Source organism: Micromonospora sp. NPDC004704, assembly GCF_053601675.1.
In genome coordinates this window covers 1-24,166 of the sequence record NZ_JBSGCD010000052.1, presented here as the reverse complement: position 1 = coordinate 24,166, position 24,166 = coordinate 1, and the positions used below count along the sequence as shown (strand labels likewise).

The following is a 24,166-nucleotide window of genomic DNA, read 5'->3' as shown; positions in this document are numbered from 1 at the left end:
CCCGATGGACCTCACCCGTACCGACCTCTACCTCGACGGGCAGTGGGTCACCCCCGCCGCCACCGACACCATCCCGGTCGAGAACCCCAGCACCGAGCGGGTCATCGGCACCGTCCCGGCCGGCACCGCCGCCGACGTCGACCGGGCGGTGGCCGCCGCCCGTACCGCCTTCGACAGTTGGGCCGCGACCGATCCCGCCGACCGGGCCGCCGCACTCGACCGGCTGCACGGCGCACTCGCCGCCCGTACCGACGAGATCGCCCGTACCGTCGCGCTCGAACTCGGCACCCCGCTGCGGGTGGCGACCCGGGTACACGCCGGGCTGCCGCTGGCCGTACTGCGCAGCTATGTGGAACTGGCCGCCGAACCACCGTCCAGCCACCTGGTCGGCAACTCGCTGGTGGTCCGGGAGCCGGTCGGGGTGGTCGGGGCGATCACGCCGTGGAACTACCCCCTGCACCAGGTGGTGGCCAAGGTCGCCCCGGCCCTGGCTGCCGGGTGCACGGTTGTCCTCAAACCCAGTGAGCTGACCCCGCTGGTCGCGTACCTGCTCTTCGACGCGATCGACGAGGCCGGGCTCCCGCCCGGCGTGGTCAACCTGGTCACCGGAACCGGCCCGGTGGTCGGCGAGGCGATCGCCGCCCACGACGGCGTCGACATGGTCTCGTTCACCGGGTCGACCGCGACCGGCCGGCGCATCTCGCACCTCGCCGCCGACCGGATCGCCCGGGTCGCCCTGGAACTGGGCGGTAAGTCGGCCAACGTGATCCTGGACGACGCCGACCTCGGCGCGGCCGTGAAGACCGGCGTCGGCAACGCCTTCCTCAACTCCGGGCAGACCTGTACGGCCTGGACCCGGATGCTGGTGCACCGCAGCCGCTACGACGAAGCCCTCGCCCTCGCCGCCCGGGCCGCCGAGAACTACCAGCTCGGCGACCCGTTCGACGCCGCCACCCGGCTCGGCCCGCTGGTCTCCGCCGCGCAGCGCGGCCGGGTACGCGACCACATCGAACGGGGCCTCGCCGACGGCGCCCGGCTGATCGCCGGTGGGCCCGACGCCAAGGTGCCCGAACGCGGCCACTTCGTCGCACCGACGATCTTCGCCGACGTCGACCCGGACGGCGCCCTGGCCCAGGAGGAGATCTTCGGCCCGGTGCTGGTGGTGATTCCGGTCGAGGACGACGACCACGCCGTCTCCGTGGCCAACAACTCCCGGTACGGGCTGGCCGGCGCGGTCTGGTCCGGCGACGACGACCGGGCGCTCGGGGTCGCCCGGCGGATGCGCACCGGCGCGGTCGACATCAACGGCGGCGCGTTCAACCCGCTCGCCCCGTTCGGCGGCTACAAGCAGTCCGGCCTCGGCCGGGAACTGGGCACGTTCGGCCTCGACGAGTTCCTCCAGACCAAGGCGATCCAGCGATGAGGGCACTGGTGGCCCGGGCGGCCGGCGCCCCGCCACGGGTCGAGGAGATCGTGCTGCCGGCACCCGGCCCGGCGCAGGTACGGGTGGCGATCCGGGCCGCCGGGGTGTGCCACTCCGACCTGTCGATGGTCAACGGGACCCTGGCGCCGACGTACCCGCTGGTGCTGGGGCACGAGGCGGCCGGGGTGGTGCTCGCGGTCGGCACCGAGGTCGACCGGGTACGCGTCGGCGACCACGTGGTGCTGAACTGGGCGCCCCCGTGCCGGCAGTGCTGGTTCTGCGGGCGGGGCGAGCCGTGGCTCTGCGCCGCGACCGGCGCCCCGTCCGTACCGAGCGGCAGCACCGGCGCCGACGGGACACCGTTGCAGGTCACGCTCGGGCTCGGCGCGCTGGCCGAGGAGGTGGTGGTCGCGGCGAACGCGGTCATCCCGGTCCCGGCCGAACTACCGTTCGAGGCTGCCGCCCTGCTCGGCTGCGCCGTACTCACCGGCATCGGCGCGGTACACCGTACCGCCGGGGTTGTTCCCGGCGACGCGGTCGCGGTGATCGGCCTCGGCGGGGTGGGTCTGTCCGTGGTCGCCGCCGCCCGCGCGGCCGGCGCCGACCCGGTGATCGCCGTCGACCTGTCCGAGGCGAAACGCGACCTGGCGATCGCCGCCGGGGCCACGGACTTCCTGCTCTCCGACGACACCCTCAACCGGTCGGTACGGACCCGCACCGGTGGCCGGGGCGTCGACCACTCGTTCGAGTGCGTCGGACGGGCCGCGACGATCCGGCTGGCCTGGCGGGCCACCCGCCGGGGCGGCCAGGTCACCGTGGTCGGCATGGGCGGCAAGGACGATGTGGTGGAACTGGGCGCGCTCGACATCTTCCACTCGGCCCGGATCCTGCGCTCCTCGGTCTACGGCTCCTCCGACCCCGACCGGGACCTGCCCGAACTGGCCCGGGCCGTGCTCGACGGGTCGATCGACCTCGGGCCGCTGATCAGCGACCGGACCACGCTCGACGAGGCCCCGGCGGCGCTCGACCGGATGGCCCGGGGCGAGGGCGCCCGCTCGGTGATCCTGTTCTGAACCCGGCGCCGGGGCAGGGGGTCCGGCCCGGACGGGACGACGTCGAGACGGGGTGAGACGGGGGCAACAGCGTCGCGGCGGCGCCGGACCCGGCTCGCGCAGTAACGTGAGATCGTGCCAACGACAAACGTTCTCAGCAGCGCAGATCTGACCGAACTGCGCCAGTCCGCGCTCGGCGCGGCCAACCCGCTCGGCGTCGCCGCCGAACTCGCCGACGCGGCGGAGCAGGGCCGGCTCGCCGACCCGACCGACACCGGTTACGCGCTGACCCTGGCCGCCGAGATCGCCGAGAGCCGGTCGAAGCTCGACGCCGCGCTCCGCTACGCGGATCGGGCCGTCGAGGCGTACCGGACACGCGATGACAACCGGGCCGCTTTCTCCCGCGCCCTGCACGCCCGGATCCTGTTCCGCGTCGGCCGCGCCGACGAGGCGGTCGAGGAACTCACCGCCCTGCGCCCGCTGCTCACCGAGCAGGCCGACGCCCCGGCGTACATCAGCGCCGCGCTGGACGCGGGCGGTCGGACCGCCACCGCCGAGCAGTGGCTGACGGCCGCGGTGGAGACGGTCATGGCGGACCGCGCCGCGTCCGCCGACCAGCCGACCGAGCCGAGGGACCGCGAGTCCGCGGGCATCCTGTTCTTCCTGCTGCAACAGCGCCACCGGGTACGTCGGGACCTCGCCCTTTCGCACGACCAGAACGACAACCTGGCCGACCGGCTGGAGAGCGGCCTGAGCGGCACCGCCGGGCGGGCGGGCACCGAACCGACGGCGAACGATCTGCTGTTCTGGCCGAAGGACGACTTCGAGCGGCTGCGGTCGGACTGGCCCGCCCTGGCCGAGACCTACGGCCGGGACTGGGACGAGCACCGGGCCGGCCTGGAGCGGGAACTGGTCCGGCTCGCCGGCGGCGGCCGTACCGGGCTGACCGTGCTCAAGGGCTCGACCGTCGGGCTGGCCGGTTTCGCCCCGCAGCGGGGTGGGGATCCGACCGATCCGAAGATCCGCGCGGCGTACGCGCAGGAACTGTCGAGCGGCACCAGCCAGATCCCCTGGCCGCCGGAGCGCAACGACGCCTGCTGGTGCGGTTCGGGGACCAAGTACAAGAAGTGCTGCCTGCCGCGCTCACGCGGCTGACCGGACACGTCGCGCGGCGGACCGCCCGGTCCGCCGCGCGCGATCGGGCATGAGCCGTCACTGGCCGGGAATGAGATCATCGGCACCGCCGTTATCCCGCCGGGAGTAACCGAAGCGGGTACGCCCGGGGCGTACCGATGAAGGAGAGACATCATGGCGACCGGTGTGGAGTTCGGCCTGGACACCTTCGGGGACGTCACGGCCGACGCCGAGGGCAACCGCATCCCGTACGGCCAGGTGATCCGCAACGTCATCGAGCAGGGTGTCCTCGCCGACCGGCTGGGCATCGACAGCTTCGGCATCGGCGAGCACCACCGCGACGACTACGCGGTCTCCGCGCCCGAGATCGTGCTCGCCGCGATCGCGAGCCGGACCGAACGCATCCGCCTCGGCACCGCGGTCACCGTGCTCAGCTCCGACGACCCGGTACGCGTCTTCGAGCGGTTCGCCACCCTCGACGCGATCTCGCAGGGACGCGCGGAGATCACCCTGGGCCGGGGATCGTTCACCGAGTCGTTCCCGCTGTTCGGGTACGACCTCACCGACTACGACCGGCTCTTCGCGGAGAAGGCCGACCTGATGTCGCACCTGCTGACCGAGGACGCGGTGACCTGGCAGGGCACCGTACGCGCCGCGCTGGAGAAGCAGCACGTCTACCCGAAGACCGAGTCCGGACACATCCGTACCTGGATCGGTGTCGGTGGGAGCCCCGAGTCGGTCGTCCGCGCCGCCCAGTACGGCTTCCCGCTGGCGCTGGCCATCATCGGCGGTGCCCCGGCGCGGTTCGCGCCCTACGTCGACCTGTACCACCGCGCTCTCGGGGAGTTCGGCAAGGAGCCGCTGCCGGTCGCGGTGCACTCCCCCGGCTTCATCGCGAGCACCGACGAGGAGGCGGCCGACGTGCTGTGGCCGCACGTGCGGGTGCTGTTCAACCGCATCGGCGCCGAGCGGGGCTGGCCGCCCATGACGCGGGCACGCTTCGACGCCGACATCGCCGAGGGCGCCTGGCACGTCGGCTCGCCGGAGACGGTCGCCCGGAAGATCGCCAGCACCGTACGCACTCTCGGCGTCCAACGCTTCGACCTGAAGTACTCCAGCGGCACCCTGTCGCACGACCGGCTGATGACCACGATCGAGCTGTACGGCACCGAGGTGGTCCCCCGGGTCCGCGAACTCCTCGCGGCCGACGCTCCCACCGGCGCCTGACCCGACCTGCGCGGCGAGCCCGGTCCACACCGCAGGGGCAGCCTGTTGTCGGTCGCGCTCCGGGCCGGCACTAGGGTGGGCGGCATGCTGCGCCACGTCACCGGGACCCGCTACGTGACCCCGTTACGTGAGGGCGGTTCGCTACCCGGCCTGGTCGAGGCGGACGACCTCGGCACGTACGTGGTGAAGTTCCGGGGGGCCGGGCAGGGGCCGAAGACGTTGGTGGCCGAGGTGGTGGCCGGTGAACTCGCCCGACGCCTGGGTCTGCCCGTACCCCGGCTGGTGGTGATCGACATCGACCCGATCATCGCCCGGGCCGAGCCCGACCAGGAGGTCCAGGAGCTGCTCGCGGCCAGTGGCGGCGCCAACCTCGGCCTGGACTTCCTGCCCGGTGCGCTCGGCTACGACCCGGTCGCCCACCCGGTGGACCCGGAACTCGCCTCGCGGGTGCTCTGGCTCGACGCGTACCTGGAAAACGTGGACCGGAGCTGGCGCAACCCGAACCTGCTGGTCTGGCACCGCAAACTCTGGCTGATCGACCACGGGGCGGCGATCTACTTCCACCACAACTGGCCCCGCGCGGCGGCGGCGATCGGGCGGCCGTTCCGGGCCGACGACCACGTCCTGGCTCCGTACGCGACCCGCCTGTCCGAGGCGGACGCGGAGTTCGCCCCGCAGGTGACGGGTGACCTGCTCACCGAGGTGCTGACGCTGGTTCCCGACGACTGGCTCACCGGCCCGGACTTCGAGTCGCCGGACGAGGCGCGGGCGGCGTACGTCGCCCACCTGTCCGCCCGGGTCGCCGACAGCGGCGCCTGGTTGCCCCAGGTGGCGGCGGCATGAGGAAGCCCTTCGAGTACGCGGCCATTCGCGCCGTCCCGCGGATCCAGCGGGGCGAGCAGATCAACGTCGGGGTAGTCCTCTACTGCCAGGCGCACGACTTCCTCGCGGCCCGACTCCATCTCGACGCCGACCGTCTGCGGAGCCTCGATCCCGGCGTCGACGTCGACGCGGTCGCCACCGCACTGCGCGGTTGGGACACGACCTGCACGGGTGGGCCGACCGGCGGGCCGGCGGCCGGGATGCGGCTCGGTGAACGGTTCCGCTGGCTCACCGCGCCGCGAAGCACGGTGATCCAGTCGGGACCGGTGCACACCGGACTGACCGAGGACCCGGCCGGCGAGTTGGACCGTCTGCTCGACCTGCTGGTCCGCTGACCGGACCCGGTAAGCCCGCTCGTCCGGGTGGAAGGCTGCCAGCGGGATGACCACCGCCGGCGTGCTACCCGGGGACCGGGCGGACCGCGCGAGCATCTGACCGCTCACACGATCCGCCGGGACGGGTACCCGCCACGGGCGGCCGGTGCCCGCCTGCGATCAGAAGCCGGGGAAGACCTTGCGCAGGTCGTCCAGGCTGATCGGGCCGGTCACCCGAACGGTGTCCGGGGTGTACCGCTCCCCGAGCCGCCCGACGGCGAGCCGCAGCCATGCCTCGGCCGGGATGACCAGCTCACCGTCCGGGTGCTCCGGCACCTCGGTCAGTTCGATCCGCTCGCCCAGCCGCAGCCCGTGCACCTGGTCGGGGCCGGTCAGCCGCAGGGCCAGCGTGGCCTGCCGTCCACCGAGCGCGTCGGGGCGGCCATTCCAGGCGAGCATGCCGCCGGTGTGGTCGAGCAGGGCCGCCACCGCAGTAGGCGTCACCGTCGCGTACGGGTTGAAGCCCACCTCGACGTCCCACTGGTGCAGGGCGAACTCGCTGAGCCGGAACCGGGTGGCGGTGGCGACGTCGACCGGCTCGGGCAGGAAACCGACGTCGACCCGCAGTTCCTCGCGGGTGGTCGGGTCCAGCGACTCGTACGCCTCGACCAGCCGCTGGTTGGCCTCGAGGAACCCGCTGGCGTGTTCGGCGGGTGGCATGGCGTCCCACCGGGCCCATACCCTGCGGTTGAAGTCCCCGTCCGGTGCGGGCCCGCCGTCGCGGGCGGCGGTCAGCTGGGCCAGGCCGATCTCAGCGCCGCTGCCGAGGTGGCTGAGCACCTGGGACACCTGCCACTCGCTGGCGCCGGAGGGGTGGACCAGGTCCTCCGGGCCGAGGTCCCGGACGAAACCGGAAAGTTCGTCGTGGCCCGAGCGCAGGGCGGCGATGGGTTGGTCGGCGAGCGTGGTCATGGTTCTCCTGTCACCTGGTCGGTGCTGCTGAGCTGGCGTCACCACCGGCCCGGAGGGCGGGAAGCGGCGCCGACCCATCATGCCGCGAGCCGTCGGCGACACGGGAACGGGTCCCCGGAGTCGGAACTCCGAGGACCCGTTGCTGCCGCCTCGTCAGCGGCCGAGCCGGTGTTACTTGGTGAGCGGGGCGAGCTTCGGGTCGTTGGCGTAGGCCTCGACCGCGTTGGTCTTGGTGACGATCAGCGGCGGCAGCAGGTACGCCGGGACGACCTTGACACCGTTGTTGTACGACTCGGTGTCGTTGGTCTGCGGGTCCTTGCCGGCCTGCAGGTCCTTGGCCATCTGGATGGCCTGCTTGACCAGGTTCCGGGTGTCCTTGTTGATGGTCGAGTACTGCTCACCAGCCATGATCGACTTGACCGACTCGACCTCGGAGTCCTGCCCGGTCACCACCGGCAGCGGCTTGTTGGCGCCCTTGACCGAGGTGATGATCGCGCGGGCCAGGGTGTCGTTCGGCGAGAGCACGCCGTCCAGGGTCTTGGTGCCGTAGCTGGCGGTCAGCAGCGAGTCCATCCGCCGCTGGGCGTTCTCGGCCTTCCAACCGTCGGTGGCGACCTGCTTGATGTCGGTCTGACCGGAGCCGACGACGACGTTACCGGCGTCGATCTCCTTCTTCAGGACGTCCATCGCGCCGTTGAAGAAGACCCCGGAGTTGTTGTCGTCCGACGAGCCCGCGAACAGCTCGATGGTGTACGGGCCGGTCGGCTTCTTCTCCTTCATGCCCTTGAGCAGCGCCTCGCCCTGGAGCTGGCCGACCTTGAAGTTGTCGTAGGCGACGTAGTAGTCGACGCCCGCGGTGTTGGTGATCAGCCGGTCGTACGCGATCACGGTGATGCCGGCTGCCTTGGCGGCCTCGACCTGGGTCGAGAGCTGGGCGGCGTCGGTCGCGCCGATGATGATCACCTTGGCACCCTTGGTGACCATCGCGGAGATCTGCGCCTGCTGGTCGGCGACGATGGTGGAGGCGCCGGCGTACTGGACGTCGGACTGGAAGCCGGCCTCCTTCAGGCCGTTGGTGAACAGGTCACCGGCGAGGACCCAGTTCTCCGAGGTCTTCGACGGCAGCGCCACGCCGATCAGCGAGTCGGCGGCGAAGCCCTTCTCCGAACCGGTCGATCCGGAGTCGGAGCCCTCACGTTCGGAGCAGGCGGTGAGTGCCAGCAGGGCGACGGCGCTGAGCGCGACGCTCCTGACGAGGAACTTACGCATGGTGGTGGTGGCCCTTCTTCGAGGTGGCGAGGCAGATGTGTTCCGCCCCGTCGGCGGTGACCGTCAGCTGGCCACCGGAGTCTTCGCGGGCTCGGTGCCCGTCTCGGAGGTGGAGGCCGGTCCCGCGGCTGCCTGCCGGCGGAACTGGCGCATGAACGCCCCCGTGATCGAGGTCCGTCCCTGGTTCTTGTTGTAGACGTCGAGCGCGACCGCCAGCAGCAGCACCAGGCCCTTGATGATCTGGACCCGGTCCGAGCCGACACCCATGAGCTGCAGGCCGTTGTTGAGCACGGCCATCACCAGGCCGCCGACGATCGAACCGCTGATGGTGCCGAGTCCGCCGGAGACCGCCGCGCCACCGATGAAGACGGCGGCGATCGCGTCGAGTTCCCAACCCAGCCCGTCCTGCGGGCCGGAAGCGGCGGATCGGGCGACGAAGATCATGCCGGCGAGAGCGGCGAGGACCGACATGTTCATCATCACGAAGAAGTTGACCCGCCGGAGTTTGACACCGGACAGCTCCGCGGCCCGTGCGTTGCCGCCGACCGCGTAGATGTGCCGACCACCGGCGGTGTTGCGGGTGATGAAGGAGTACGCGAGCACCAGGACGGCGAGGATGATGCCGGAGACCGGGAAGCTGGTGCCGACCCGGCCACCGGCGAACCGCAGGGTCACGTACACGATCACACCGAGCGCGACGGCGACCCGGAGCACCGAGATCCACATCGGTGCGACCTCGGCGTCCATCTCCCGTCGGGTCCGGCGCAGCCGCCACTCCCGGATCACCACCGCCGCGCAGGCCGCGAGCCCGAGCAGCAGGGTGAGGTTGTTGTATCCGGTACCCGGCCCCACCTCGGGCAGGAAGCCCGCACCGATCACCTTGAAGCCCTGCGGTACGGGGATGGTGTCGGCGTTGCCGATGTACTGGTTACCGCCCCGGAACAGCATCATGCCGGCGAGGGTGACGATGAACGCCGGCACGCCGACGTACGCGACCCAGAACCCCTGCCAGGCGCCGATCAGGGCACCGACGGCCAGGCCGATCAGGATCGCGAGGAACCACGGTACGGAGTATTCCTGCATGACCTTCGCGACCACGATGCCGACGAACGCGGCGATCGAGCCGACGGACAGGTCGATGTGGCCGGCGACGATCACCATCAGCATCCCGATGGCCAGGATGAGGATGTAGGAGTACTGACTCACCAGCGAGATGAGGTTCCCCGAGTTCAGGGTGAGCCCGTTGGTCAGGAACTGGAACAGCAGGACGATCGCCACCAGCGTGAAGATCATCCCGAACTGTCGGGCGTTCGAGGTCGTCCCGCCGAACAGGGACTTCTGGAGGTCTTTCATACGACTCATGGCGTCTGCGTCTTCTTCGCTGAGGTCATCTGCTTCAACAGGGTCTCCGGGTCCGCGTCCCGCTTGTCGATGTTGCCGGTGATGGTTCCTTCGAACACCGTGTAGATGCGGTCACACAGGCCGATCAGCTCGGGCAGCTCCGAGGAGATGATGACAACGCCCTTGCCCTGGTCGGCGAGCCGCTGGATGATGCCGTAGATCTCGTACTTGGCGCCCACGTCGATGCCGCGGGTCGGTTCGTCGAGGATCAGCAGGTCCGGGTCGGTGAACATCCACTTCGCCAGGACCACCTTCTGTTGGTTGCCACCCGACAGTTTGGTGACACCCTCGTCGACGGTCGGGGCCTTGACCCGCAGGCTGGTGCGGTACCCCTCGGCCGCGCGGTACTCCTTCACCTGGTCGAGCACCCCGTAGCTGGAGACCTTGGAGAGCTTGGCCGAGACCATCGAGGTCTTGATGTCGTCGAGCAGGTTCAGGCCGATCGACTTGCGGTCCTCGCTGACGTACGCCAGCCCGTGGTCGATCGCGTCCGACACGGACTTCAGCACGACCTCCCGACCGTCCTTGAAGATCCGCCCGGACAGGTACGTCCCGTAGGACCGACCGAAGACGCTCATCGCCAACTCGGTCCGACCTGCGCCCATCAGCCCGGCGAAGCCGACGATCTCGCCACGCCGGACGTTGAAACTGGAGCCCTTGCAGACCAGGCGCTCGGTCGAGATCGGATGGCGGACCGTCCAGTCGCGTACCTCGAAGAACACCTCCCCGATCGAGGGGGTGTGGTCCGGGAAGCGGCTGCTCAGCTCCCGGCCGACCATGCCGCGTACGATCCGGTCCTCGTTGACGCCCTCCGCCTTGACGTCGAGCGTCTCGATGCTCCGGCCGTCCCGCAGGATCGTGATCGAGTCGGCGATCTGCTCGATCTCGTTCAGCTTGTGCGAGATGATGATCGAGGTGATGCCCCGCTCCTTGAACCCGCGCAGCAGGTCGAGCAGGTGCTGCGAGTCGGCCTCGTTCAGGGCCGCGGTCGGCTCGTCGAGGATGAGCAGCTTGACGTCCTTCGCGAACGCCTTCGCGATCTCGATGAGCTGCTGCTTGCCGACCCCGATGTCCTTGATGAGGGTGTCCGGGTCCTCCCGCAGGCCGACCCTCGCCATCAACTCCAACGCCCGGCGGTTCGCGGCCTTCCAGTCGATCGCCCCCGCGCGACGGGGCTCGTTGCCCAGGAAGAGGTTCTCGGTGATGGACATGCCGGGGACCAGCGCGAGTTCCTGGTGGATGATCACGATGCCGGCATGCTCGCTGGCCCGGATGTCGGAGAACCGGGACTCGGCGTTGCGGTAGACGATGTCGCCGGAGTAGCTGCCGTACGGGTACACCCCGCTCAGCACCTTCATCAGGGTCGACTTGCCGGCGCCGTTCTCACCGCAGATGGCGTGGATCTCACCGGCCCGGACCACCAGGTTCACGTCGGCGAGCGCCTTGACGCCGGGGAACTCCTTGGTGATCGAACGCATTTCCAGCAGGATGGGACCGTCACTCATGGCCGCGGCTCCCCGATCGGTTCCGCACACGCGCACGCGTGTGCCGCGGCCGGAGCCGCGAGGTGGGTACGCCCCGGTAGCCGGAGGCACCCGCGCGCACCCGCCGGGAGGGGGTCGCGCCACGTCACCAACGTCATCGTTGCCTCCGTGGTAGTTCGAGATCAGCCGTTCAGTCCTGTAGCGGCAAGCAACCTATGGGAGACGAGGATGTTTCGCAACATTTGATCGCGCTCCCTCGCGGGGACACTTACAGAGGTCACAGCCCGGATAGCGCTCCACGGCCGCGCTACTGCCGCCGGGTCGGACAAAGCGGGCCGACCAGGTCAAGGTCATACTTGCCCGGTGACGTCCACAGTGTGGTTCGTGGGGGTGTCGACCGCTGAGTCGACAGTCAACCACGCGTTTCCGATCTGGATGGCCGACCTCGGTCTCGACGTACGCCTGATGGGCCGTGACCTGCCGCTGGGCGCGCCGGCCGTGCTGTACCGCACACTGGTCGAGGAGTTGGCCGCCGACAACGGGTCGCTCGGCGCGGTCATCACCTCACACAAGGTTGCCCTGCTGGCCGGGGCCGGTGACCTGATCGGCCGACTCGACCCGTTGGCGGCCGAGTGTGGTGAGGTCAACGCGCTGAGCCGCAGGTCAGAGGGCTTGGCCGGCTTCGCCCGCGACCCGGTCTCGGTCGGCCGGGTGGTCGACCGGATCTGGCCCGACGGCGAACAGGTGGTGTGTTTGGGTGCGGGCGGCACCGCGATCGCCCTCGGCCGGCACCTGCTGGCCCGACCGGTCCCGCCCACCCGGTTGGTGTTCACCGACCGGCACGGCGGTGCGGTTGACCACCTACGGTCGGTCCTCGGTCCGTGGGCCGCCGACCGACGGGTCCGCCTCGAGGTGCACGTCGGTGCCGGACCCTGGGACGTCCCGGTCGAGCGGAGCCCGGCCGGAACGTTGGTGGTCAACGCCACCGGGCTGGGCAAGGACCGGCCGGGCAGCCCGCTGTCACCGGTCGCCGCACTTCCGCCCGGCGCCGTGGTGTGGGAGCTGAACTACCGCGGTGACCTGGCCGTACTGCGCCAGGCGCGGCGTACGGACGGGGTGGCCGTACACGACGGGTGGGAGCTGTTCTGCCACGGTTGGGCCGCGGCACTCGGTCCGATCCTCGACCTGCCGGGTGAGGCGCACACCGCCGACCGGTTCGCCGCGCTCGCCGCACCGCTGCGGTCCGCTCAGCCGGCGTCCGATGCCCGGCACAACTCGACCACCTCGTCGGCGCACCCCCAGGACAGCGTGACGCCGGCTCCACCGTGCCCGTAGGTGTGGACCAGCCGGGATCCGCCCGGCAGTCCGGCGGGGTCGACCGCCACCCGTGCCCCACCGTGCCGCGCCGGCCGCAGCCCGACCAGGTGTGCCAGCACCGGGGCACCGGCCAGTTCCGGCACCAGGGCGACGCACCGGTCGAGGATGGCCCGGCCGATGGCCTCGTCCGGTGTGGTGTCCCACACGCCCCGGTCGAAGGTCCCGCCGAGCACCACGTCCCCGCTGCGAGGATGCACGTACGTCATCCCGGCCGGGTTCTCCTCGTCGCGTACGGAGATGTGCAGTCCGGGGTTGCCGACCAGGACGATCTGACCACGGGCCGGGTGGACCGCCTCGTCGCCGGCCAGCACCCCCGCCGCCAGACCGGTGGCGTTGACCACCACCGGAGCCAGTTCGGCGACGTCGGCGAGCCGCGTCAACCGGCGCCCGACCAGCACCCCACCGGCCCCGGTGACCTGCTGGACCAGCCAGTCGAGATAGGGGGCCATCTCCACCGAGGGAACGGTGAACCGCCACTCACCGGCGTAGCCCGCCGGTACGGCGGCCGGCGCGGTCACCCGGAAATCCGGCACGGCCGGCGCCCACCAGGGGAACTCCCCGTCCACGCTGCGCCGCAGCATCCGGGTCGGCCTCATCACCACCCCCGGCACACCCCGTCCTGCCTGCTGGACGAGTTCGGCGAAGGTGCGCCTGGACCAGTCCAGCACCCTAGGGTCGCCCTCGGTGTGGGTCGGGTACCACACCGCCGCGGCGATCCGCGACACCGTCCGCGCCGGCTCGTCCGCCGTCACCACGACCACCCGCATGCCGTCACGCAGCAACCTCGCCGCGCAGGTGAGTCCGACCACCCCGGCGCCGACAACCACCACGTCAACCATCCGTCCAGCGAACTCCACCGGTGCCGTCGACGTCCAGGCTGAACCGGCGGGGATCCCTCCCCTGGCGCCGGACACAGCGGCGCCCCGGTCACCGGAGCGGACGAATCCGTTCCGGTGACCGGGGCACGATCGACTGTGCGGAATGAGGATCAGATCCTCGGAACCCGCACTACGGGCAGTCGAACCACCGGGTTTCCTCGCCGTCGCCGTAGTACGCGTTCATCGGGCACTGGTACCAGATCCGGGTGGCCTCCGAATAGACCATCGCGTATTCGGGGTACCACTCGGATCCGTTACTGCCCTTGTATACGCCGATGAAGTCGGGCCGCCCGATGTCGAACCAGGAGAACGGCCCGAAGGTGTCGTTGCTGTTGCGCTCGAAGTTGTCGGCGGAGTTGTCGAGGTTGACATATCCGGGCGACTCGGCGAGCGTGCCGTAGACCTTCATCCGGACGGTGGCGTCGGTGCCGGCGTCCTGGATGTTGGCGGTGTGTACGAAGATCCAGTACCTGGTGACGGCGTTGGTGCCGACGTCGCCCTGCTTGGTGGCCGGGGCCGCGACGGCGGCGCTGCCGGCGCCCAGCGCGCCCGTCAGGACGACGAGGGCGGTGGCGAGCACGATCGGGATACGGAAACGCATGACGACCTTCCCTGCGAAAGAGATCCGGAAATCGGGTGGAGATCCGGAATGGTGCGTGTCGGCGGGTCGCCGACGCTGGACACGAATCTCGCAGGGGGCTCCACAACGGTGCTGACGCGACGCTGAAACCGCCGATGGTCCGGTGTCCGACTGAGCCGCCCGGGTCCGGTTGCGCCGCCGATAGCCTGGGCCCATATTTCCGGTGGGGTGGGGGCGGGACCTTATGCGCGTCAGGCTGCTCGGGCCGGTGGACGTGACCGTCGGCGGCGCACCGCGTACGTTCTCCGGGTTGCGGCGAAAGGCGGTGCTCGCCGTACTCGCCCTGCATCCGGGCGAGATCGTCAGCACCGACCGGCTCATCGACGTCGTCTGGGGCGACCGGGCACCGGCGACGGCGCTGAACAGCCTGCAGAGTCACGTGTCGTACCTGCGCCGTACGATCGGCGCGCCGGCTCCGATCGTGGCCCGGCGGCCGGGTTACCTGCTGGACCTGCCGGTCGAGGCGGTCGACGTCGGCGCGGCCGAGCACCTGATCCGCGAGGGCACGAGGTCCGCCGACCATGCGCACGCCGACACCTGCCTGCGGGCCGCCCTCGACCTGTGGCGCGGGCGGGCGCTGGTGGACGTCACCGGCCCGGTTTGGCTGGACGAGCAGGCCGAGCGGTTGGAGCGGGTCCGCCTGGTGGCCGTACGGGCCCTCACCGACGTCCGGTTGGCGCTCGGCGAACACGCCCGGCTCGTGCCGGAGCTGGAGGTCCTGAGCCAGGAACACGATCTCGACGAGCACATCCACGAGCAGCTCATGCTCGCCCTCTACCGGGCCGGGCGGCAGTCCGACGCGCTGGCGACGTACCGCCGGCTGCGGCACCGGCTGGACGAGGACCTGGGCATCGAGCCGGGGCCGGCGCTGCGTGACCTCGAGAACGCGATCCTGCTCCAGGATCCGGCGCTCGACCCGGTGCCGGCCGCGATCGAGGTGGGCGCCGGGTCGACCGGGGTTGGTCGGACCGGGTCCGGCGTCGGGCGGGGATCGGTTCCGGCCCAGCTTCCACCGGCGGTACGCGCCTTCGCCGGCCGTACCTCCGAACTCGGCCGGCTCGACCGCCTGCTCGGCGGGTTCGACGCCGCCGGTCCCCCGACGCCGGTCATCGCCGCCGTCTCGGGGACTCCGGGCGTGGGCAAGACGACCCTGGCCGTGCACTGGGCGCACCGGGTCGCCGGCCACTTCGAGGACGGCCAGCTCTACGTCAACCTGCGCGGGTTCGACGCCGGCGGATCCGTGATGGACCCGGCCGAGGCGGTCCGGGGCTTCCTGGACGCGCTCGGGGTGCCGGTGGAACGGATCCCCGTCGGGCTGGCACCGCAGGCCGCCCTCTACCGGAGCCTGCTGGCCGGCAGACGGATCCTGGTGGTGCTGGACAACGCCCGTGACCCGGACCAGGTACGCCCGTTGCTACCCGGCTCCGCCGGCTGCCTCGTGCTGGTGACCAGCCGGAACCAGCTCACGCCGCTGATCGCCACCGAGGGTGCGTACCCGCTCGCGCTCGATCCGCTACCGACCGTCGAGGCCCGCGACCTGCTCGTCCGCCGGCTCGGGACGGAACGGGTGGCCGAGGAGCCCGGCGCCGTCGACCAGATCATCGCGAGCTGCGCGGGGCTGCCGCTCACCCTCGCGATCGCCAGTTCCCGGGCCGCGACCCGCCCCGGCTTCCCCCTGTCCACGCTCGCCCACGAACTGCGCGACGCGGCGGGGGCGCTGGACGCCTTCGACGGCGGTGACCCGGCCACCGACGTACGCGGTGTCTTCTCCTGGTCCTACCGCGCACTGAGTCCGGACGCCGGGCGACTGTTCCGGCTGCTCGGGCTTCATCCCGGTCCGGACGTCTCGGCCCCTGCCGCAGCCAGCCTCGCCGGTGTGCCGTCACGGCAGGCACGGGCCCTGCTGGCCACGCTGGCCCGTGCCCATCTGCTGATGGAGCACACGGCCGGCAGGTTCGGCTTCCACGACCTGCTGCGCTCGTACGCCACGGAGCTGGCCCGCGAGGTCGACAGCGAGGCCGAGCGGCGGGCGGCGACGCACCGGCTGCTCGACCACTACCTGCACTCGGCGTACGCCCATGCCCGGCTGTTGCATCCGTTCCGGGACCTGATCGACCTGGAACCCGCCCGCCCCGGCGTCACGGCGGTGACGAGCCCGGACGCGGACGCCGCGATGGTCTGGTTCACCGCCGAACACCCGGTGCTGCTCAACACGGTCGCGCGGGCCGCCGACGAGGGCCTGCACGGCCACGTGTGGCGGCTGGCCTGGACGATGGCCGACTTCCTGGACCGCAAGGGGCACTGGCGGGACTGGGCGGCCACCCAGGAGACCGCGCTCGCCGCCACCCAGCGGCTGGCCGACCACCGGGCGGCCGCGAGCGTGCACTGCGGCCTCGGGCGGGCCCGCGCACAACTGGGCCGGTTCGCCGACGCACATGCCCATCTGCACCTCGCGGCGGGCCTGTACGACGAACTCGGTGACCTGGCCGGGCAGGCGCACACCGACCGGAGCATCGCCTGGGTCCTGTCCCGGCAGGGCCGCCACCGGCGGGGACTCGCCCACGCCCAGCGGGCGCTCGCCCGGTTCGAAACCCTCGGGGACCTCGCCATGCTGGCCCGCGCGCTCAACTCGGTCGGGTGGCAGTACGCCCAACTGCACGACCACGGGCAGGCCCTGCACCACTGCGAACGCGCGCTCGTCCTGCTGCGCCGGGTCGGCGACCGGTTCGGTGAGGCGAACACCTGGGACAGCCTCGGTTACGCCCACCAGCATCTCGGCAACCACCGGCAGGCCATCGCGTGTTACCGCCGGGCGGTCGACCTGTTCCGCGACGTCGGGGACCGCTACTACGAGGCCGACACCCTCACCCACATCGGCGACAGCCACCGGGCCGCGGGCGATCCGGAAGCCGCCCGGACCAGTTGGCTCGCGGCCCTCGACATCCTCGACGCGCTCGGCCATCCCGACGCCGAGCAGGTGCGGGCGAAGGTGGCCCGAACGGTACAACAACCGCCGCCGTCCAGGCCACCGGTGCCGCCGGTGCACGCCTTGCAGCGGTCCGACAGGGCCGCGTCCACCGCGGGGCCGTGACCGGGACCACCGGTCCACCCGAGGATCGCCCTACGCCCGGACGGCGTGCACGGCGTCGGATCGTACGCCCGTAGGCTGCCCCGCGACAGGTTGATCCACAGGGGAGTGTGCTCGGCGTGAACGAGGTTCCGGCGGCCGTCAGATCACGAGTGGCGAGCTGGTGTGGGCGGGTGGTGGGCGCGGACTGGTTCAACGCCGTCGCCTTTGGCGTGATCATCGTCAACGCGGTCGTGCTCGGTGTCGAGACGTACGACAGGGCCCTGGACCGGGCCGGCGGCGCCCTGCTCGCGGTCGAGTACGCCTGCCTCGCCTGCTTCACGATCGAACTGGGTCTGCGATTCGGCGCGCACCTCGCCACCCCGCGCACCTTCTTCCGCGACGGGTGGAACGTCTTTGACCTCCTGGTCGTCTGCGCCCCGCTGCTGCCCGGCGTACGGGAGAACGTCACCCTGCTGCGGCTGTTCCGGCTGGCCCGGGTCGTCCGGGCGGTACGCCTCTTCCCCAGCCTACGAATGATCATCGGTGGCGTCCTGCGCAGCCTGCCCGGCCTGGGGAGCTTCCTGCTGATCGCGACGCTGACCGTCTACCTCTACGCGATGGTCGGCTGGATGACCTTCGGGGACGCCTACCCGGACCGGTATGGCACCGTCGGGCGGGCGATGCTCACCCTGTTCCTGCTGCTGTCGCTGGACGGGATCACCGACGCACTGGAGACCGGACGGCTCGTTTCCGAGTGGAGCATCCCCTACTACACCTCGTATATCATCGTGGCGTCGTACCTGCTCACGAACCTGCTGATCGGCATCGTGCTCAAGGCGCTGGAGGAGGCCCACCAGGCCGAGCAGCCGGCCGCCCGGACGGTCCCCGAGCAGCAGACGCCTCCCCCTCCCCCGCCGGTTCCGGATCCACCGGAGAGTGCGCAGCTCGTCGGCGAACGGCTACGCGAGCTGCGGACCGCGCTGAACGCCCTGGAGGCCGAACTGGCCCGGCAGCGGCAACCCGCAGGCAGTCCCCGTCGGCCGCGAGGCAGGCGGTCGAAGGCCCGGCGTACGGCCGGCAACCGCACCTGATCATCGGGGGCGATCGTGGACCACTATCGTGATCAGGTGGTCGCGGCGCTCGAACTGTATCTGGATCCGGACGCCACCCGGCGGATCCGGGTGCTGTGGGACGCGCTGGAGTCCGAGGGTGTGCAGAGCATGCGGTCGCTACTCGGCCAGCGGCACCGCCCGCACGTCTCGCTCGCGGTGGCGCCGCGTCTCGACCCGGTACGGGTGGCCGAAGCCCTGACCGGGATGGTCGTGGCGGCACCGCTGCGGATGTCCTTCCAGCACTCCGGGCAGTTCCTGGGACGGGTGCTGTGGCTCGGGCCGACACCGACCCCGGAGATGCTGGCCCATCACGCCGAGGTGCACGCCCGGCTGACCGGGGCCGGGGTGGACCTGGCCGACCACTACCAGCCGGGCCGGTGGGTGCCGCACTGCACCCTGTCGATGCGCGTACCGAACTCGCTGATGGCCGCGGCCGTGCGGCGATGCCTGGAGGTGCTGCCGCTGGAGGCGACCGTGGTGGGTGCGGCCGTGGTCGACCATGCCCGGGACATCGTCCATCCGCTCGCCTGACGCCGAACACCGGCGGACCGGAGCTGTGGCGCGACTTCATGGCCGAGCTGCGGACCATCCACCTCGGCGGACCGGCACCGGAACGGGACGGTCCCAGCGCCACGGAACGCCTCGCCGCCGCCTACGCCGCCGCGCTCTGACGACCCGTTCGCTGCCTACGTCGAATAGGACAGCAGCAGGTGCTCGCCGTCGGTCGCCGGTTCGAGGTCGAGGTAGCGCCAGAGCATCGCCGACAGTTGCTTGGTCTCGTCCCACCGGTCGTGCCGGTGGGCGTAGTCCGTCACCGCCATCAGGTTCGGCCGTTCCGCGTCCAGCCAGCGCCGGGCGGCGTCCGGATCGGCGAACGGTGGCAGCGTGCCGGGATATCCGCCACGGGTGAGCCAGTCGTACCGGTCGTCGGGTGACGCCACGTCCAGCGCGGCGACGGCGGCGTGCCGGTAGTAGTCGACCAGGACGTCGACCCGCCGGCGCTCGTCGTCGCGGAGCAGTTCGTTGGCGTAGGCGCGGAGCAGGTCGTGCAACTCCATCCGGTCCCCGTCCACCCGCTGGACCAGGTGGGTGCGCAGCAGTGTCTCCAGTGGCCGGTGCAACTGTGCCGGGTGCAGTCCGGCGAGCGCCGCGGCGGCGTAGCGGTCGAAGTCACCAGGATGCAGGGCGAGCAGTCGGAACAGGCGCATCGCCGGCGGATCCAGCCGCCGGTACGACCAGGAGAAGACCGCCCGGACGTCGGTACGTTCGTCGCCGCCCGCGTCGAGCAGGTCGAGCCGGTGCTGCTCGTCGGCGAGGTCCGCGGCAAGGTCCGCAAGCGGTGCGGTCGGGCGGGCGGCGGCCAGGTCACCGGCGATCCGCAGGGCCAGCGGGAGCTGGGCACACCTTCGGGCGAGTACGGCGGCCGACTCCGGGTCGGTCGTGACCCGCGGTCCGACGAGCGCCCCCAGCAGGCGCAGCGACTCGTCCAGCGGCAACCGGTCCAGTGCCACCCGCCGCGCACCGTGCCGGACGGCCAGGGCGGTCAACCGGTCGCGGCTGGTCACCAGCACGAAGCAGGACGCCGTGCCGGGCAGCAACGGGCGTACCTGGTCGACCGAGTTCGCGTTGTCCAGCACCAGCAGCATCCGCCGGTTGGCCACCAGGGACCGGAACCGGGCCGCGAGCTCGTCCACCCCACCCCACGGCTGGGCCCGGTTCCCGTCGAGCGCGTGCAGGAAACCCTCCAGCGCGCGGACCGGGGTGACCGGCGCGTCCACGTCGTACCCGCGCAGGTCGAGGTAGAGCTGCCCGTCGGGGAACGCGGCGGCCACCCGGTGCGCCCAGTGCACCGCGAGCGCGGTCTTGCCGACTCCCGCCGTACCCGAGACGACCGCGACCGCTCCGGCGGACGCCGCCGTGGTCAGCAGGTCGTCCAGGGCGGCGGACTCGGCGTCCCGGCCGGTGAAGGCCGGGATGTCGCCGGGTAGCTGCCGCGGCGGGTCCGCCGCCGGGACCAGGGCCGGCACCGCACGCGCCGCCGGGCCGGTCGCGGTCAGTTCCAGGTGGGCGGCGACCGCCTGCCGGTGCCCGGAGCGTCGCCGCGCCAACTCCTGCAAGAGCCTGCGGTACGCCGACCGCCAGTCGTCCAGGTCGGCGGGGCGACCGCCGAGGCGGGCACAGGTGCGCACGTACGCCTCGACGAACTCCCACGACGGCTTGGAGACACCGGCGAGCTTGTCACTGATCGTCGACCGGGGAAACGGCCGGCCGGCCTCCTTCATGTACTCCGCCAGGTCCCGCACCGACGGTCCGCCGCATTCCGCGCGCAGGTCGCGCAACCGGGCCGCGAACTGTGCCAGCGGCTCTTCATGTGCCATGCCCCGACGCTAGGCGACGCCGGGCGTGGGAAATCCACAGTGTCCAGACTCCGTCGGCAATCAGTTCGGGACGCCACGCAACGTGCGCCGATCCACTGCGTTGCGTACACGTGTTCCGGTCCGGGATCCGTCAGACCGCCTCGCCCAGCAGGCTGTCGACCAGCTCGCGCGGCAACCCGTGGGTGTCGTGCAGATAGTGGTAGTCCTCCTCGGTCAACGGGCCACGGGACCTCGTACGGGACACCAGCGGACGTCCCCGCAGGAGCAGGTCCCGGAACCGACGCTCCTCCTCGGAGAGCAGGTCGCGCAGGTCACCGACGTCGACCGGTTGCCGGAACCGGTCCACGGTGTGCAGGAACGGCTCAGGGGGCAGGTCGGACAGGCTCCGCGAGGGGTCGTCCCGCCATAGTGTGGTGAGCACCCGGCGGACCAGCCTGCGCAGGACGTACCCCCGGCCGGTGTTCGACGGTCGTACGCCGTCACCGACGACCACGACGCAGGACCGCAGGTGGTCGCAGACCCGGCGCAGCGACTCCCCCTCCTGCCCCCACAGCCCGGAGACGGTACGCACCCACGGCCCGAAGCCGTCGCCCTCGAACACCGAACGTCCGCCGGTCAGCACCATCTCCATCCGCTCCAGTCCCATCCCGGTGTCGATGTTGGGCTGCCGCAGCGGTTCGAGGCGGCCGTCGTCGTGACGGTGGTAGCGCATCCCGACGTGGTTCCAGACCTCCATCCAGCGGTCGTCGGTGCCCGGCGTGCCCTCCGGTGGGGTCTGTCCGGTCCAGACGAATATCTCCGAGTCGGGCCCGCAGGGTCCGGTCGGCCCGTTCGACCACCAGTTCTCCTCCCTGGTCAACTCGACCGGTACGCCGAGGTCGCCCCAGGTCTCCAGCGACGTGGTGTCCGGCCCGACGAGGTCGTCGCCGCCGAACACGGTCACGTGCAGCCGGTCCCGGTCGACGCCGAATCCCTCGCGCAGCAGGTCGTAGCCCCAGCGCAGGCTCTGGGACCCGCCGTAGTCGCCGAGTGACCAGGACCCCAGCATCTCGAACACGGTCAGGTGGGTGTGATCCCCGACCTCGTCCAGGTCGGTGGTACGCAGGCAGCGCTGGCGGTTCACCAGACGCCGCCCGAGCGGATGCGTGCGCCCCTCCAGGTACGGGGTCAGCGGATGCATGCCGGAGGTGGTGAAGAGCACCGGATCACCCGGCGGCGGGATCAGCGAGGTGTCGGGGACCAACAGGTGTCCCCGCTCCCGGTAGTAGTCGACGAAGGTGCGGACGATCCGGTCCGGTGTCATGGCAGTGGCCTTTCGGGTCATGACGACCGGAAAGGGACTACCGACGCGGGATGTCCTGCGATGAACCGATACGCCGGCGGACCGTTTCCGGTCGCCGGCGGGGAATGGGAAGATCAGGCGGCGGCAACCGACGAGCTGGTAGCTCGCGCGGTTGCGGCGGTATACCCACGGGTGATCTCCACGCCCCGACTGTACCGCCGGGCGGGGCCACCCGCCCAGCGCTTTACGCCCCGCTGGTCATCCCCCCGACGGGGCGGGGTCGGACGGTCGCCCCGCTACGATCTGCCGGTGTCGCTCAACCCGTGGTGGGTCCGGCTGGTGACCCCCGCGTCGGCGGTTGTCTTCCTGGTCGTCGCCCTCGCCATCCGCGCGTTCTCCGGTGGTGCCCTGGAGCAGTACTCCGGCACCGCCCTGTACGCGTCGATCGTCTACGCGACGGTGGTGTTCCTGTGGCCGCCCGTCACCCCGCTCGTGGCCGGTGGGATCACCACCGGATTCTGCTGGCTGGTCGAGGTCGCACAGTTGACTCCCGTACCCGCGGCGCTCTCGGCGCGCAGCCTGCTGGCCCGGTTCGTGCTGGGTGTGCAGTTCGACCCGACCGATCTGGCCTGGTACCCGGTCGGCGTCGTACCCCTGGTCGCCCTGCACTGGCTGATCCGCGTACGGGCACGGAACCGGACACCCGCCACCGCCCCGGTGTGACGAACCCCGGCGGTGGGGGGCACAGGGCTGGTTCGAGGACGCCCTGCCGTACGTCGCCTACAGCCTGACCGCCGTCGCGACGCCGTACCGGCTGGACCGGGCGTGAACCCGGTGCACGGGGGTGTTCAGGTGGGGGGCCTCGGTCGTTCGAGACCGGTTCTGCGGGCTCGGAGCGCGTCGGCGACCGCCACCCCGGCCAGTACGGCCGCCGCGGCGGCGCCGGCGACCAGTGGTGGGGTGTGCACCAGCGCCAACGCCAGCAGGCCCAGCAGCACGAATCCGGCGGTCCGGGACCGGGACACCCGGGCGAACACCTGATACTCGAACAGCGCCCGGCCGACCAGGAACAGCGCCGGCCCGCCCAGGATCGCGTACAGCCAGACCGGCGTGGGGTGCCCGAGCGGGTGGGCGATGGACAGCTCGTAGCCGACCGCGGTGAGCACGATGCCGGCCACCATGAACAGGTGTGAGAACGACATCGACACCCCGAACCGGAGCTGCCGGCCGGCGACGGTTATGGCCAACGGCAGCAGGTGTCCGGCCTGGTGGAAGTAGACCCGCCAGAGCAGCACGGTGGTCAGGAGGGACACCAGGAACGCGGTGGTCCGGTCCGGGGCGAAGCTCGACCCGCTGAAGGTCAGCCCGATCACCAGGATCGACTCGCCCAGGGTGACCAGGAGGAACTGCTGGTAGCGCTCGGCCAGGTGCTCGCCGGCGATCGGCACCTCCGCAGTACGCACCCGGCCCAGCTTCGGGGTGGGCCAGTCGAGTATCACCCCGCCGTAGTCGAGCAGCACCGCCACGGTCCACAGCAGGCCGCGCAGCCAGGGCTGCCCGACCGCGGCACCGAGCAGCCACGGCACCACGCTGAGCCCGAGCCAGAAGAGCAACCGGGCGCCGACCTCCCACTCGCTCCGGTTGATCGCCAGGAGGAAGAGGGTACGGCCGACCTGGATCGCGACGTACGCACCGGCGAAGACGGCGGCCCGCTCGCCGAAGCCCTCCGGCACCGCGACCGCCATCACCAACGCGCCGAACATGGTCCCGACCACCATGAGCTGGATCAGCGGCTGGTCGGGATCCAGCCGGCTGGTGACCAGCGCGGTGAACGACCAGACCAGCCAGAGGGCCAGGAAGAGCAGCAGCGTCTGACCGGCCTCGCCGAGCAGGATCCGCCGCTCGTCGGTGAAGTCGGTGATCAGCCGTTGCGAGATCCGGGTCAGCGCGAACACGAAGACCAGGTCGAAGAAGAGTTCCAGAAACGTGGCCCGCTGCGAACTCTCCGCGCTGCGCAGCACACCGGACTCCCCGGCACCGGTCATCGGGCGGCCATGCCGAAGACGTACACGGCTCCCCCTCGGCGATCGGCGATCTCCAGGTCCCAACGAGCCAGCACGCGGCGCGGACGTTGCCCCCGCACCCGGTGACGCACCGGGTGCGGGGGCCGGGGGGGGGGGCGGGGGGGCCCCCCCCCCCCGGGCACGACCGTGGATTTGAAGGAGGGGGGGGACCCCCGCCAACGGGGGGCCCCCCCCCCCACAAACCCCG

Annotated in this window: 20 protein-coding genes; 11 read left to right on the top strand and 9 right to left on the bottom strand. The window is 71.3% G+C overall.

Going from position 1 to position 24,166, the window contains the following annotated elements:
- The first annotated feature begins 4 nt into the window (after positions 1-4).
- The 6 genes from ACWEFB_RS36030 (at position 5) to ACWEFB_RS36005 (ending at position 6,053) form a co-directional block, all read left to right on the top strand.
- Positions 5-1,423 (top strand): aldehyde dehydrogenase family protein, encoded by a 1,419-nt coding sequence (locus tag ACWEFB_RS36030; RefSeq protein WP_452292737.1) that lies wholly within the window; start codon positions 5-7, stop codon positions 1,421-1,423.
- Positions 1,420-2,496 carry an alcohol dehydrogenase catalytic domain-containing protein gene (locus tag ACWEFB_RS36025; RefSeq protein WP_452292736.1) on the top strand — a complete coding sequence of 359 codons (1,077 nt, stop codon included), beginning with the start codon at positions 1,420-1,422 and terminating at the stop codon, positions 2,494-2,496. The genes ACWEFB_RS36030 and ACWEFB_RS36025 overlap by 4 nt, the downstream gene beginning before the upstream one ends.
- A 114-nt stretch (positions 2,497-2,610) precedes the next feature.
- On the top strand, positions 2,611-3,630 hold the full coding sequence (locus tag ACWEFB_RS36020; RefSeq protein ID WP_452292735.1) for an SEC-C metal-binding domain-containing protein: 1,020 nt from the start codon (positions 2,611-2,613) through the stop codon (positions 3,628-3,630).
- Positions 3,631-3,783: 153 nt separating this feature from the next.
- Positions 3,784-4,836 carry an LLM class flavin-dependent oxidoreductase gene (locus ACWEFB_RS36015; protein ID WP_452292734.1) on the top strand — a complete coding sequence of 351 codons (1,053 nt, stop codon included), beginning with the start codon at positions 3,784-3,786 and terminating at the stop codon, positions 4,834-4,836.
- Positions 4,837-4,920: 84 nt separating this feature from the next.
- Positions 4,921-5,679 carry a HipA family kinase gene (locus ACWEFB_RS36010; RefSeq protein ID WP_326558213.1) on the top strand — a complete coding sequence of 253 codons (759 nt, stop codon included), beginning with the start codon at positions 4,921-4,923 and terminating at the stop codon, positions 5,677-5,679.
- Positions 5,676-6,053 carry a DUF3037 domain-containing protein gene (locus tag ACWEFB_RS36005; protein ID WP_326558212.1) on the top strand — a complete coding sequence of 126 codons (378 nt, stop codon included), beginning with the start codon at positions 5,676-5,678 and terminating at the stop codon, positions 6,051-6,053. The genes ACWEFB_RS36010 and ACWEFB_RS36005 overlap by 4 nt, the downstream gene beginning before the upstream one ends.
- Positions 6,054-6,212: 159 nt before the next feature.
- Here ACWEFB_RS36005 and ACWEFB_RS36000 read toward each other — a convergent pair whose 3' ends face one another.
- From ACWEFB_RS36000 to mmsA, 4 genes are all read right to left on the bottom strand, one after another.
- Positions 6,213-7,004, bottom strand: a complete 792-nt coding sequence (locus ACWEFB_RS36000; RefSeq protein WP_452292733.1) for a maleylpyruvate isomerase family mycothiol-dependent enzyme — start codon at positions 7,002-7,004, stop codon at positions 6,213-6,215.
- Positions 7,005-7,175: 171 nt separating this feature from the next.
- Entirely contained in the window at positions 7,176-8,273 is a 1,098-nt protein-coding gene (locus ACWEFB_RS35995; protein WP_452292732.1) for a substrate-binding domain-containing protein, read from the bottom strand.
- 63 nt (positions 8,274-8,336) lie between these two features.
- Positions 8,337-9,635, bottom strand: a complete 1,299-nt coding sequence (gene mmsB, locus ACWEFB_RS35990; RefSeq protein WP_452292731.1) for a multiple monosaccharide ABC transporter permease — start codon at positions 9,633-9,635, stop codon at positions 8,337-8,339.
- A complete protein-coding gene (gene mmsA, locus ACWEFB_RS35985; protein ID WP_326558208.1) occupies positions 9,632-11,179 on the bottom strand; it encodes a multiple monosaccharide ABC transporter ATP-binding protein in 1,548 nt (515 codons plus the stop codon). Before mmsA ends, mmsB begins: the two co-directional genes overlap by 4 nt.
- Before the next feature lie 342 nt (positions 11,180-11,521).
- On the opposite strand from mmsA, the gene ACWEFB_RS35980 reads away from it, so the two are divergent.
- On the top strand, positions 11,522-12,493 hold the full coding sequence (locus tag ACWEFB_RS35980; protein WP_452292730.1) for a hypothetical protein: 972 nt from the start codon (positions 11,522-11,524) through the stop codon (positions 12,491-12,493).
- Here the strand turns inward: ACWEFB_RS35980 and ACWEFB_RS35975 are convergent.
- Together ACWEFB_RS35975 and ACWEFB_RS35970 are read right to left on the bottom strand one after the other, a co-directional pair.
- On the bottom strand, positions 12,406-13,374 hold the full coding sequence (locus ACWEFB_RS35975; RefSeq protein WP_452292729.1) for an FAD-dependent oxidoreductase: 969 nt from the start codon (positions 13,372-13,374) through the stop codon (positions 12,406-12,408). The two genes, ACWEFB_RS35980 and ACWEFB_RS35975, sit on opposite strands and share 88 nt — an antisense overlap.
- Positions 13,375-13,543: 169 nt before the next feature.
- Positions 13,544-14,014: a PLAT/LH2 domain-containing protein gene (locus tag ACWEFB_RS35970; protein ID WP_452292728.1), complete on the bottom strand. Its 471-nt coding sequence runs from the start codon at positions 14,012-14,014 to the stop codon at positions 13,544-13,546.
- 223 nt (positions 14,015-14,237) lie between these two features.
- On the opposite strand from ACWEFB_RS35970, the gene ACWEFB_RS35965 reads away from it, so the two are divergent.
- From ACWEFB_RS35965 to ACWEFB_RS35955, 3 genes are all read left to right on the top strand, one after another.
- Positions 14,238-17,144, top strand: coding sequence for a BTAD domain-containing putative transcriptional regulator (locus ACWEFB_RS35965; protein WP_452292727.1), 2,907 nt, complete (start codon positions 14,238-14,240; stop codon positions 17,142-17,144).
- Positions 17,145-17,260: 116 nt separating this feature from the next.
- A complete protein-coding gene (locus tag ACWEFB_RS35960) occupies positions 17,261-18,214 on the top strand; it encodes an ion transporter (protein ID WP_452292726.1) in 954 nt (317 codons plus the stop codon).
- A gap of 36 nt (positions 18,215-18,250) precedes the next feature.
- Positions 18,251-18,766, top strand: coding sequence for a 2'-5' RNA ligase family protein (locus ACWEFB_RS35955; protein ID WP_452292725.1), 516 nt, complete (start codon positions 18,251-18,253; stop codon positions 18,764-18,766).
- Positions 18,767-18,921: 155 nt separating this feature from the next.
- On the opposite strand, the gene ACWEFB_RS35950 is transcribed toward ACWEFB_RS35955, so the two are convergent.
- Positions 18,922-20,613: an NB-ARC domain-containing protein gene (locus ACWEFB_RS35950; protein WP_452292724.1), complete on the bottom strand. Its 1,692-nt coding sequence runs from the start codon at positions 20,611-20,613 to the stop codon at positions 18,922-18,924.
- A 130-nt stretch (positions 20,614-20,743) separates the two neighbouring features.
- On the bottom strand, positions 20,744-21,916 hold the full coding sequence (locus ACWEFB_RS35945) for an alanine--tRNA ligase-related protein (protein WP_452292723.1): 1,173 nt from the start codon (positions 21,914-21,916) through the stop codon (positions 20,744-20,746).
- A 288-nt stretch (positions 21,917-22,204) separates the two neighbouring features.
- On the opposite strand from ACWEFB_RS35945, the gene ACWEFB_RS35940 reads away from it, so the two are divergent.
- Complete coding sequence (locus tag ACWEFB_RS35940) at positions 22,205-22,618, top strand: ribosomal maturation YjgA family protein (protein WP_452292722.1); 414 nt, start codon at positions 22,205-22,207, stop codon at positions 22,616-22,618.
- Between the two features lie 125 nt (positions 22,619-22,743).
- On the opposite strand, the gene ACWEFB_RS35935 is transcribed toward ACWEFB_RS35940, so the two are convergent.
- Positions 22,744-23,940 carry a low temperature requirement protein A gene (locus ACWEFB_RS35935; RefSeq protein WP_452292721.1) on the bottom strand — a complete coding sequence of 399 codons (1,197 nt, stop codon included), beginning with the start codon at positions 23,938-23,940 and terminating at the stop codon, positions 22,744-22,746.
- Between the last annotated feature and the right edge of the window lie 226 nt (positions 23,941-24,166).

What these genes read in the sequence shown, in the direction of transcription:
- ACWEFB_RS36030 (WP_452292737.1), top strand. Translation starts at nt 5, where the DNA reads ATGGACCTCACCCGTACCGACCTCTACCTCGACGGGCAGTGGGTCACC.
- ACWEFB_RS36025 (WP_452292736.1), top strand. Translation starts at nt 1,420, where the DNA reads ATGAGGGCACTGGTGGCCCGGGCGGCCGGCGCCCCGCCACGGGTCGAG.
- ACWEFB_RS36015 (WP_452292734.1), top strand. Translation starts at nt 3,784, where the DNA reads ATGGCGACCGGTGTGGAGTTCGGCCTGGACACCTTCGGGGACGTCACG.
- ACWEFB_RS36010 (WP_326558213.1), top strand. Translation starts at nt 4,921, where the DNA reads ATGCTGCGCCACGTCACCGGGACCCGCTACGTGACCCCGTTACGTGAG.
- ACWEFB_RS36005 (WP_326558212.1), top strand. Translation starts at nt 5,676, where the DNA reads ATGAGGAAGCCCTTCGAGTACGCGGCCATTCGCGCCGTCCCGCGGATC.
- ACWEFB_RS36000 (WP_452292733.1), bottom strand. Translation starts at nt 7,004, where the DNA reads ATGACCACGCTCGCCGACCAACCCATCGCCGCCCTGCGCTCGGGCCAC.
- ACWEFB_RS35995 (WP_452292732.1), bottom strand. Translation starts at nt 8,273, where the DNA reads ATGCGTAAGTTCCTCGTCAGGAGCGTCGCGCTCAGCGCCGTCGCCCTG.
- mmsB (WP_452292731.1), bottom strand. Translation starts at nt 9,635, where the DNA reads ATGAGTCGTATGAAAGACCTCCAGAAGTCCCTGTTCGGCGGGACGACC.
- mmsA (WP_326558208.1), bottom strand. Translation starts at nt 11,179, where the DNA reads ATGAGTGACGGTCCCATCCTGCTGGAAATGCGTTCGATCACCAAGGAG.
- ACWEFB_RS35975 (WP_452292729.1), bottom strand. Translation starts at nt 13,374, where the DNA reads ATGGTTGACGTGGTGGTTGTCGGCGCCGGGGTGGTCGGACTCACCTGC.
- ACWEFB_RS35970 (WP_452292728.1), bottom strand. Translation starts at nt 14,014, where the DNA reads ATGCGTTTCCGTATCCCGATCGTGCTCGCCACCGCCCTCGTCGTCCTG.
- ACWEFB_RS35965 (WP_452292727.1), top strand. Translation starts at nt 14,238, where the DNA reads ATGCGCGTCAGGCTGCTCGGGCCGGTGGACGTGACCGTCGGCGGCGCA.
- ACWEFB_RS35950 (WP_452292724.1), bottom strand. Translation starts at nt 20,613, where the DNA reads ATGGCACATGAAGAGCCGCTGGCACAGTTCGCGGCCCGGTTGCGCGAC.
- ACWEFB_RS35945 (WP_452292723.1), bottom strand. Translation starts at nt 21,916, where the DNA reads ATGACACCGGACCGGATCGTCCGCACCTTCGTCGACTACTACCGGGAG.
- ACWEFB_RS35935 (WP_452292721.1), bottom strand. Translation starts at nt 23,940, where the DNA reads ATGACCGGTGCCGGGGAGTCCGGTGTGCTGCGCAGCGCGGAGAGTTCG.